Source organism: Caballeronia choica, assembly GCF_001544535.1.
Taxonomy (GTDB): Bacteria; Pseudomonadota; Gammaproteobacteria; order Burkholderiales; family Burkholderiaceae; genus Caballeronia; species Caballeronia choica.
In genome coordinates this window covers 1-10,464 of record NZ_FCON02000202.1, presented here as the reverse complement: position 1 = coordinate 10,464, position 10,464 = coordinate 1, and the positions used below count along the sequence as shown (strand labels likewise).

Annotated in this window: 9 protein-coding genes; 3 read left to right on the top strand and 6 right to left on the bottom strand. The window is 62.3% G+C overall.

Features of this window, described 5'->3' with window-relative positions:
- Positions 1-1,629 (top strand): YadA family autotransporter adhesin (locus tag AWB68_RS39435; protein ID WP_200828925.1); only part of this gene is annotated, 1,629 nt, incomplete at its 5' end.
- Positions 1,630-1,707: 78 nt separating this feature from the next.
- Here the strand turns inward: AWB68_RS39435 and AWB68_RS39430 are convergent.
- Entirely contained in the window at positions 1,708-5,304 is a 3,597-nt protein-coding gene (locus AWB68_RS39430) for an indolepyruvate ferredoxin oxidoreductase family protein (RefSeq protein WP_087649620.1), read from the bottom strand.
- 353 nt (positions 5,305-5,657) lie between these two features.
- Here AWB68_RS39430 and AWB68_RS39425 point away from each other — a divergent pair, with 353 nt between their 5' ends.
- Positions 5,658-5,861, top strand: coding sequence for a hypothetical protein (locus AWB68_RS39425; RefSeq protein WP_087649619.1), 204 nt, complete (start codon positions 5,658-5,660; stop codon positions 5,859-5,861).
- Positions 5,862-5,997: 136 nt separating this feature from the next.
- Here AWB68_RS39425 and hppD read toward each other — a convergent pair whose 3' ends face one another.
- Complete coding sequence (gene hppD, locus AWB68_RS39420) at positions 5,998-7,101, bottom strand: 4-hydroxyphenylpyruvate dioxygenase (RefSeq protein WP_087649618.1); 1,104 nt, start codon at positions 7,099-7,101, stop codon at positions 5,998-6,000.
- Between the two features lie 139 nt (positions 7,102-7,240).
- On the opposite strand from hppD, the gene AWB68_RS39415 reads away from it, so the two are divergent.
- Entirely contained in the window at positions 7,241-7,744 is a 504-nt protein-coding gene (locus tag AWB68_RS39415; RefSeq protein ID WP_087649617.1) for an Lrp/AsnC family transcriptional regulator, read from the top strand.
- An 82-nt stretch (positions 7,745-7,826) separates the two neighbouring features.
- Here the strand turns inward: AWB68_RS39415 and AWB68_RS39410 are convergent, their stop codons facing one another.
- From AWB68_RS39410 to AWB68_RS39395, 4 genes are all read right to left on the bottom strand, one after another.
- A complete protein-coding gene (locus AWB68_RS39410) occupies positions 7,827-8,489 on the bottom strand; it encodes a GNAT family N-acetyltransferase (RefSeq protein WP_087649621.1) in 663 nt (220 codons plus the stop codon).
- A gap of 225 nt (positions 8,490-8,714) precedes the next feature.
- On the bottom strand, positions 8,715-9,323 hold the full coding sequence (locus AWB68_RS39405) for a TetR/AcrR family transcriptional regulator (RefSeq protein ID WP_087649616.1): 609 nt from the start codon (positions 9,321-9,323) through the stop codon (positions 8,715-8,717).
- A gap of 22 nt (positions 9,324-9,345) precedes the next feature.
- Positions 9,346-10,170 carry a DUF1835 domain-containing protein gene (locus AWB68_RS39400; RefSeq protein WP_087649615.1) on the bottom strand — a complete coding sequence of 275 codons (825 nt, stop codon included), beginning with the start codon at positions 10,168-10,170 and terminating at the stop codon, positions 9,346-9,348.
- 75 nt (positions 10,171-10,245) lie between these two features.
- A partial coding sequence (locus tag AWB68_RS39395; protein ID WP_125482993.1) for a 2Fe-2S iron-sulfur cluster-binding protein occupies positions 10,246-10,464 on the bottom strand: 219 nt, incomplete at its 5' end.

Here is a 10,464-nt window from a genome sequence, read left to right as displayed (position 1 = left end):
TTCGTCGCGTACGACACAGCCGCGAAGGACAAGGTTTCGCTTGGCGGCACGGGCGCGCACGAAGTCACGCTGACGAATGTTAAAGCGGGTGCGGCCGATCTGGACGCGGTGAACCTGAAGCAGTTGAAGGACGCGGGCCTGACGATCGGCCCGAGCGGCGACGTAAAGAACGCGTTCGTCGCGTACGACACAGCGGCGAAGGACAAGGTTTCGCTTGGCGGCACGGGCGCGCACGAAGTAACGCTGACGAACGTTAAAGCGGGTGCGGCCGATCTGGACGCGGTGAACCTGAAGCAGTTGAAGGACGCGGGCCTGACGATCGGCCCGAGCGGTGAAGTGAAGAACGCGTTCGTCGCGTATGACACAGCGGCGAAGGACAAGGTGACACTCGGAGGCGGCGCAGCGGGCACGACGATCACCAACGTGAAGGACGGTCAGTTGAGCAGCGTGAGCATGGACGCCGTGAACGGCAGGCAGTTGTTCGCCGTAAAGCAGCAGACGGACCAGAACACCGCCGACATCACCAACATCAACAACACGATCAACAACATCAACAGTTCGGTCGGGCTGGTGGTGCAGGACCAGACCTCCCGTGAAATCACCATCGGCGCGAAGACCGACGGCTCGGTGATCAACGTCGCCGGTACGGCGGGCGCTCGCACGGTGACCGGCGTCGCTGCCGGCGAGGTATCGGCAACGAGCGAGCAGGCCATCAACGGTTCGCAACTGCACAACACGGCGAGCACCATTGCTGGCGCGTTGGGCGGCGGCGCGGGCGTCGATGCGAACGGTGGCATCACGGCCCCGACGTATCACGTTGGCGGCGTCGACACGCACGACGTGGGTTCGGCCCTTTCAAACATCGATGGCCGCGTGACGCAGAACACCACCGACATCGCAGCGGCAACCGCGGCATCGAAGAACGCCGTGCAGTACGACTCCGACGCACACGACAAAGTGACGCTCGGCGGCAAGGACGCGACTGGCACGGATGGCGTGCAGTTGACGAACGTGAAGGCCGGCGAACTCTCGGCGACCAGCACGGATGCGGTGAATGGCGCGCAGTTGAACGCGACCAACGAACGTATCGACCAGTACACGAACGTCGTGAACAACCTTCAGAACGGCAACGAGTATCTCGCCATCAATACGTCGAAGGGGTCGACCCTGCCGACAGCAACCGGAAAGGATGCCGTCGCACTCGGCACGAACGCCAAGGCTACGGGCGACAACGCGGTCGCGCTCGGTGCGAATTCGGTCGCGGATCAGCCGAATACGGTGTCGGTGGGTTCGGCGGGCAACGAGCGTCGGATCACGAACGTCGCGCCTGGGAAGGCCGGCACCGATGGGGTGAACATGAACCAGCTCAACGAAGTGCGCGATTCGGTGGTATCGAACCAGCGTGCGGCATTCGGCGGCGTCGCTGCGGCGATGGCGATGCCGAACATGACGCCGCGTGAGGCGGGCAAAACGGTGGTGGCGGTCGGTGTCGGCAACTACAAGGGCTACTCGGCCGTTGGCGTTGGCGGAACGTATCGCTCCCGCGACGGTGCATGGCTGATCAACGGGGCTTTCTCGTCGACCGGCCACGATTCGGGCGTGCGCGCTCAAGTTGGCTACGAGTTCTAAAGTGCGGAACGAAGCGTAAAAAAAGGGCGGTCCGCACGGACCGCCCTTTTTATTAGTCAAGGCAACGCAAAAGCAAACTCAAGCCACCTGCCGCGCCTCGCCGCTTTTCCCTTCACGCCAGCGACTCAGCAGCGTGTTCCACTTCGTCTTCGCCGCGCGCACGTTGTTGTCCTTCACGTGACCGTAGCCGCGCATCGAATCGGGCAGATTCGCCAGTTCGATCGCAAGCGCAAGTTTCTGCTGCGTCAATCCCTCGATCAGTTCCTTCACGAGCGCCTCATACTCGACGATCAGCGCACGCTCCATCCGGCGCTCTTCCGTCTTGCCGAACACATCGAGCGCTGTGCCGCGCAGGAACTTCATCTTCGCGAGCACGCGCATCGCGGGCAGGACCCACGAGCCGTATTGCTTCTTGACGAGTTGTCCCTTCGCGTCCTTCTTCGAGAACGTCGGCGGTGCGAGATGGAACTTGATCTTCCAGTCGCCTTCGAAACTGCCCTTCAGCTTCTCGACAAACGCCGGATCGGCGTAAAGACGCGCCACTTCATACTCGTCCTTGTAGGCCATCAGCTTGTGCAGGTTCTTCGCGACCGCTTCCGTCAGCGGATATTGGCCGTCGTTCGAACCGAGTTCCGCCTCTGCCGTGCGCACTTGCGCCACAAGTCGCCCGTAACGCGCCGCGTACGCTTCGTTCTGATAGTCGGCGAGATAGGCGAGCCGTTTTTCGATCAGTTTGTCGAGGGCCTTCGGCGTGTGCAGCGCGATGATCTTGCTCGAACCTTCCTGCTGCGCTTGCGCGCCGCTTCCCTGCGCATTCACGATGCGTCGCACCGCTTCTGTATCGTGCGCGGCACGCCGTCCCCATTCGAACGCCGCGAGATTCTTCTCGACCTGCACCGCGTTCAGTTCGATCGCGCGAACGAGCGACTCGTGACGCAGCGGCACCCAGCCGCGTTGCCACGCAAAGCCGAGCACGAACGGATTCGTGTAGATCGCATCGCCGAGCAGCGCCACCGAAAACTGGTTCGCATCGACGAACGCGACATGCTCGCCCGCCGCCGCGCGAATATCGGCCTCGGCGTTCGCGCCCGGGAAGCGCCAGTTCGGGTTCTTGATGAATTCGGCGGTCGGCGTCTGCGCGCTGTTCACGACGACGCGCGTATGGTCGGGCTGCATCCGCGAGCCGCATTCGTCGCTGGCGGTCACGATCGCGTCGCAGCCGATCACGAGATCCGCCTCGCCCATCGCGATGCGCGTCGCGTGGATGTCGGCGGGCTTGTTCGCGATCTGCACGTGGCTCATCACGGCGCCGCCTTTCTGCGCGAGGCCAGTGACGTCGAGCACGGTCACGCCTTTTTGCTCCAGGTGCGACGCCATGCCGAGCAGCGCACCGATCGTCACGACGCCCGTCCCGCCGACGCCCGTCACGAGCACGCCATAGGGGCGGTCGATTTCGGGCAGGTCGGGTTCAGGCACCACGGGCATGGCATCGCCCGCGGCGCTCGATGCCTTCGGCTTCTTCAACTGCCCGCCTTCGATCGTGACGAAGCTCGGACAGAAGCCGTTCAGGCATGAGTAATCCTTGTTGCACGTCGACTGGTTGATCTGGCGCTTCGTGCCGTATTCCGTGTCGAGCGGTTCGACCGACAAGCAGTTCGACTTCACCGAGCAATCGCCGCAGCCTTCGCAGACGGCCTCGTTGATCACCACGCGCTTCGCCGGATCGGGGAACGCGCCGCGCTTCCTGCGGCGGCGCTTTTCGGTCGCGCAGGTCTGGTCGTAGATCAGGATCGTGGTGCCGGAAATTTCGCGAAGCTGGCGCTGGATTTCGTCGAGCTTGTCGCGATGGTGCACGTCGATGCCCGGCGCCAGGCCGACGTTCGCCGAGTACTTCTCGGGCTCATCGGTGACGATGACGATTTTCGTCGCGCCTTCGGCGGCGAGTTGATGCGTGATTTGCGGCACGGTCAGCACGCCGTCGACCGGCTGTCCGCCCGTCATCGCGACCGCGTCGTTGTAGAGAATCTTGTACGTGATGTTCGCTTTCGACGCGATCGCCGCGCGAATCGCGAGCAGGCCGGAGTGGAAGTACGTGCCGTCGCCGAGGTTGGCGAACACGTGCTTGTCGTTGGTGAACGGCGCCTGGCCGATCCACGCGACGCCTTCGCCGCCCATCTGGCTGAACGTGCTCGTGCTGCGGTCCATCCACACGGTCATGTAGTGGCAGCCGATGCCGGCCATCGCGCGCGAGCCTTCTGGCACGTTCGTCGAGGTGTTGTGCGGACAGCCCGAGCAGAACCACGGCTTGCGCTCGGCTTCGACGCGCGGCTTCGCCAGTGCGCGCTCCTTCGCTTCGATCACGGCGATGCGCGTGGCGATGCGCGCGCGCACTTCGGCCGGCAGGTCGAGCTTGTCGAGCCGCAACGCAATCGCCTTCGCGATGATCGCCGGCGACAACTCGTAGTGCGCCGGCAGCAGCCAGTTGCCCATCGGCACCGACCATTCGCCGCCCGCACCGTCCTTTTCGTCGAACTTGCCGTACACGCGCGGACGCTGCGCATCCGGCCAGTTGTACAACTCTTCCTTGATCGCGTATTCGAGAATCTGGCGCTTTTCCTCGACAACCAGAATCTCTTCGAGCCCGTGCGCGAACGAATGCGCACCTTGCGCTTCGAGCGGCCACACGCAGCCGACCTTGTACAGACGAATGCCGATGCGCGCGCAGGTTTCGTCGTCGAGACCGAGGTCGGAGAGCGCCTGACGCACGTCCAGATAAGCCTTGCCCGCGGTCATGATGCCGAAGCGCGCGTTCGGCGAATCGATTTCGATGCGATCCAGCTTGTTCGCGCGCACGTAGGCGAGCGCGGCGTACCACTTGTAGTCGAGCAGGCGCGCTTCCTGAACCAGCGGCGGATCGGGCCAGCGGATGTTCAGGCCGCCTTCGGGCATCGCGAAATCGGTCGGAATCACGATTTCCGTGCGATGCGGGTCGATATCGACCGAAGCCGACGATTCGACGACGTCGGTCACGCATTTCATCGCGACCCAAAGACCGGAATAGCGGCTCATCGCCCAGCCGTGCAGGCCGAAATCGAGATATTCCTGCACGTTCGACGGAAACAGCACCGGCAGTCCGCACGCCTTGAAGACGTGCTCGGACTGGTGCGCGAGCGTCGAGGATTTGGCGGCGTGATCGTCGCCGGCGAGCACCAGCACGCCGCCGTGGGGCGACGAACCTGCCGAGTTACCGTGCTTGAAGACGTCGCCGGAACGGTCGACGCCCGGGCCCTTGCCGTACCACATCGAGAAGACGCCGTCGAACTTGGCGCTCGGGTACAGGTTGACTTGCTGCGAGCCCCAGACGGCCGTGGCCGCGAGGTCTTCGTTCACGCCCGGCTGGAACACGACGCCGTGCGCGGCGAGATGCTTCTTCGCCTTCCACAACGACTGGTCGAGACCGCCAAGGGGAGAACCGCGATAGCCGGAGATGAAGCCGGCGGTGTTGAGCCCGGCGGCCTTGTCGCGTTCTTGCTGCAGCATCGGCAGACGAACCAGCGCCTGGATGCCGCTCATGTACGCGCGGCCGCGTTCGAGCGTGTATTTGTCGTCGAGCGTGACGGATTTCAGTGCGGCTTCTAGCGAAGCTCTTTGTTCTGCGTCTAGCGGGGCATTCATTATGTGTACTCCTCCACCCAGTTTGGGATCACCAAAGCATTCTGCGGACCTCGGCATCTTGTGGACGCGTCGGCCGGGATTGTGAGTGTGCCGGGTTGCGGCCGTTTCCGTCAGTGGTAAAAACCCGCTGAAAAATCCTCGGCTTACTCCAGTTTATGTCGATTTGTTGTCAGATCAGCGTGCTTTCGCGCACGGATGTTACGAGCTGTAAATGTGACCGATCCCCGGGAACTGGTTAAAGGCGTCCTGTCTAACCCCCGCTTGCGCAATTTTTGCGTACCGGAGTCCGGAGTCGCGCTTTACGAAGCAGCACTAGCAGCACACATGCAGCACGCAGTCAGAAGGAGAGAACAATGAAACAGCGCCACATCCAGAGCTTCCTCATGGTATCGGCCGCCTTTTTCGCAATGAACGCGCCGCTTCGCGGCGGTAATGCGAGCACGTCGCACATCAACGCATCGCCCGCCCAGCAGGTCCTGCAAGTGCGCGTCCAGGCGGCGCAGGGCAGAAACGCCAGGCAAGACGCGTCGGAAACGGACGACGACTCGGAGGACTGATTCCCCGACGGCTCGCTCGGTGCCGCTTCCCAACGCTTCCCCATCGCTTTCTTGAGCATGGGCCGTCAAAAATAAAAAAGGCGAGGATCGTTCCGATACCTCGCCTTTTTCATTGGCCCATCCGGCCGCCGCCTGATCAGGTGGCGCTCGTATCCTTCAGCACGCCGCGGCGCATCTGATCGAGTTCGATCGATTCGAACAGCGCCTTGAAATTGCCCTCGCCAAAGCCTTGATTGCCTTTTCGCTGGATGACCTCGAAGAAGATCGGTCCGATCTGGTTCTCGGTGAAGATTTGCAGCAGGATTTCGTCCGCCACGCCGTCGATCAGGATCTTGCGCTGCTTCAGGTCCGCCACCGATTCCCCATGGTTCGGCACGCGCCGGTCGACGAGTTCATAGTAGGTGTCGATGGTGTCGAGCAGGGCGATTTTCGCGTCGCGCAGGCCGTCGACCGTGCGATAGATGTCGCCCGTTCCCAGTGCGATGTGCTGGATTCCTTCGCCGTGATAGGCGTCGAGATATTCCTGGATCTGGCCCGCCGTCTCCGACCCTTCCTCGTTGATCGGAATGCGGATCTTGCCGCAGGGCGAACTCATCGCCTTCGACTTCACCGCCGTCACCTTGCCTTCGATATCGAAGTAACGTGCTTCGCGGAAGTTGAAAAGACGCTCGTAAAACTCGGCCCATTCGATCATGCGACCGCGATGCACGTTGTGCGTCAGGTGATCGATGTAGGTCAGGCCGTGGCCGACCGGATTCGGATCGGCGCCCGGAATCGGTTCGAAGTCGACGTCGTAGATGCTGATGTCGCCGATGCTGCCTGGCTGCGCGCCGTTCTTGCCGCGCCAGCGGTCGACGAAATAGATCAGCGAATCGCCGACGCCCTTGATCGCCGGGATGTTCAGTTCCATCGGGCCGGTCTTGTTGTCGAAGCCCCACGCGCCGAGTTCGAGCGCCCGCTTGTAGGCATGGCCGGCATCGGCGACGCGGAACGCAATCGCGCAGATCGACGGCCCGTGCTGACGCGCGAAGCGTTGCGCGAACGAATCGGGCTCGGCGTTGATGATGAAGTTGATCTCGCCCTGCCGATACAACGTCACGCTCTTGTGCCGGTGACGCGCGATCGCCGTGAACCCCATTTGCTCGAACAGCTTGCCGAGCGCGACCGGATCGGGCGCCGTGTATTCGATGAACTCGAAGCCGTCGGTGCCGACGGGGTTGTCCCAGCCCTGAAACGCCATGTCTGTCTCCTTGAATCTCTGTGCGGAAATAATGAGAAGAAGTGTAATCAAGGGCGCGCGGCGAAAGCTTGCGAAATAAATCGCGTATCGCTACGATTGCGCAAGGTTCTGCCACTTTGGAGCAAAAGGGAGACAGAAAATGGCCGACACCGCATTCGACGCCATCGACCGGAAGATTCTCGCGATCCTGCAGGAGAATGGCCGGCTGTCAAACCAGGAGATCGCGGATCGCGTGAGTTTGTCGCCGAGTCCGTGTCTGCGGCGGGTCCGGCGGCTGGAAGAAAGTGGCGTGATTCGCGGCTACGTCGCGTTGCTCGATCCCCAAAAGCTCGGGCTCGGCTTGCTCGCGTATGTGAATGTGCGGCTGGAAAAGCGCGGCGGGACGCCAGCGACGGCGCACTCGCCGAATCCCACGACGCACGCCGATTTGTTCCGCGAGGCGGTGCGCGAGTGGCCGGAGGTCGTCGCCTGCGACGCGATGACCGGCGACATGGATTACCTGCTGCGCGTCCAGGTGGAAGACATGGCGCACTTTTCGCGCTTCGTGCAGGATCAACTGCTGCATCATCCGTCGGTGATCGACGTGAAGACGAGCTTTTCGCTCGAACGCATCAAGGAAACGACGGCGCTGCCACTGCGCTGAACCGGTCGCACCAATGAAGAAGGGCGGTCCTGGCCGCCCTTTCATGTTTCGGTCCCGCTCGCAGCGCCAACCCGCGCTGTCTTTACGCGGCTTTCGCCGTCGGCATGAACATGTCGAACATCTGCGACGCGCGGTGCGCCTGGCGCTTGATCGCGTAGTCGAACGAGGCGGCCTGTTCCTGAAGCATTTCCCCGATGAGGCTGCTCTGGTCGGCCGGCGTGAGCGACAGATACGCATCGGCCTCGCCGTACGCGAATTCGATCTTCATGCCCGACTTCTTCGCGATGTGCATCATCGTCGCGTTGCGCGACAGGCAGTGCATATAGAGCATCGAGACCTGCGTGTTGCGGCTACGGATGGCGGCGCGCTCGAACAGCTTCGTGCCGATGCCGCGGCCGCGTGCGCTTTCGAGCACCGACACGCCGAATTCGGCCGTGCGCTTGTCGCCTTCAGCCGGCAGATAGGCCAGATGGCCGGCGCCGACGAGGCGCAGTTCGTCGTCGAAGACGCCGAAGACAGTGTCGTGTGCGAAATCGAGGTTGCGGACGTAGTTGTCGATCACGTGGTCCGGCACGATCTGGCCGAAACGCAGCAGGCGATCATCTTCGTCGAGCGCGAGAAAATGGGTGAGGAGACGCTCACGGTCGCCCGAGGACAACTCGCGAACGAGAACCGGTGTTCGACCGGCGTCCGGCAGCGTGCGAGTAGCTACGACGGCGGGCGTGGCAAAGCGGTTGATGGAAATGTTCACGATGGGTTCTCCCTTGAATCGTCATGCGACGTGCTGCATCGCAAAACGGATTTTACCCGATTAAGCAAATCGGGATACGGGAAAACCCTTAAAAAGCCCCTGAGTGCAACTTCTAAAAGTCTGCTTAAAAATTCACAAATTGGTTATTGATCAATTATTTATAGTGTTCTTCTGAAGTAATATCCAACCGTGAATTTTTGTTGCTGTGGTGCAGCAAAATCACGCATCGCTGTCCTTCAGACCGTGCTCGATCACGTCGACGACCTGTTCCGCAAACTCCCGATACCCCAGTTTTCCGCCCGGTTTGAGCCAGGTAAACGTCCAGTTGATCATGCCGAACACCATCATTGTGAGCGCGGTCTGGTTTTCCTTGGTCGCGCGCGTCGGGTAGGCGCGCGCCAATTGTCTGGCGAATGCGGCGACGATATCGCGTTGCCGGTCCAGCACGATCGCGCGCTGCGCGTCTTCGAGATATTTGACGTCGTTCAGCAACGCGACGTGGCGACTATGCGACGTCTCGTACTCGGCGAGAAACGCGCGCACCAGTTCCGCGAACGCCTCGCGTTCGCTCAGGCCGCGCCGCTGGCTCGCGCCTTCCACTTCCGCGATGATCAGCATCAGTCGCTTCGTGTAGCGGTCGAGCAGGTCGAAGAGAATCGCTTCCTTGCTCTCGTAATAGTGATAGAGACGCGCCTTCGACGTGCCGCTTGCGGCGGCAAGATCGGCCATCGAGGTGCTGGGGTAGCTCGTTTGCGCGAATTTGGCGGCGGCGAGTTCGAGGATCTGCTCGCGTTGCGTATCGTGGTCGGGCGCTCTGGTACGGGCCATTGATAGAAAGTCTGATGCGTTTTTAGTTGGAATCGCCGGATTTGCCCCGGAGTTCGGCGTGGACGATGTCGCCGGGTTCGCCGCGAAGTTTAAGCCGTCCCGCGGCGGCAAGCTCGCGGCAGCGCCAGAAGGCGACCGAATCGCTGACCATGAAGCCGAAGTCCGCGCCCATCACCTCGCCCGCGATACGGCGCGCGGGCTGCCAGTCGGCGGTGACGGCATCGAGAATCGCCTCGTCGATGTCGGCAAAGCTGCCGGAGACGAACGTGTTCTCGTGCCATCGACGCGTCTGGGCGTTCATGTGCTTCGCCTCCTGCCACTCGAGCGCGAGCCGCCCGATGCGCAGCACCGAGATCGGCGCGGCGCTCGGCAGTTTCGCGAGCAACTCCTCGGCCGTGAACATGCCGACGGCCGTCGCCCCGTCCTTGCGGCCACGGCGGTGCTGCTTGCCATCGGCATCGGTGATGAGGGGCAGGTCGAGTTCCGAGAGCCTGGCTTCGTTGAGCCGCTGCGGCGCATTGCGCAGATGATAGGCGACGCGCCGCAAAGTCAGTTGATCCGAGGCGCTTTGGCCGTGCCAGATCACGATTTGCGCGTCGTCGCGCACGAGACTGCGCAGCAGCGCTTCCTGTTGCCCGAACTCGGCCTCGAAGTCGATGCCGTCGCGCGTGAGGACGTGCCGCCAGAAGGCGATGCGCGTATCCGGCGCGTCGTCGACGTTCTTGAGCGGGCCGACCGCGAGATCGTCCTTCAGCGCGATGACGCGCTCGTCGCGTTCCGCGAGTTTGAGCGCTTCGCGAAGCGTGTCGGCGGCGTGATCGCCATTGGTAACGTGGATGATGCTCATCGATGAGATATGCCGGCAAACAAACAGGGCCGCTCGAAGCGAGCGGCCCTTAGTGTAAGCCAATCGATACGGCGCTCAACGTTCGTCGTAACTCACCACGACGCGATCGCTCACCGGATGGCACTGGCACGTCAGCACGTAGCCGTCGTCGATTTCGTGCTGCTCCAGCGTGTAGTTCTTCTCCATCTTCACCTCGCCTTCGAGCACCTTCGCCCTACACGTGCAGCACACGCCGCCCTTGCACGCATACGGCAGCGCAAGCCCCGCCTTCAGCCCGACATCGAGCACGCTCAC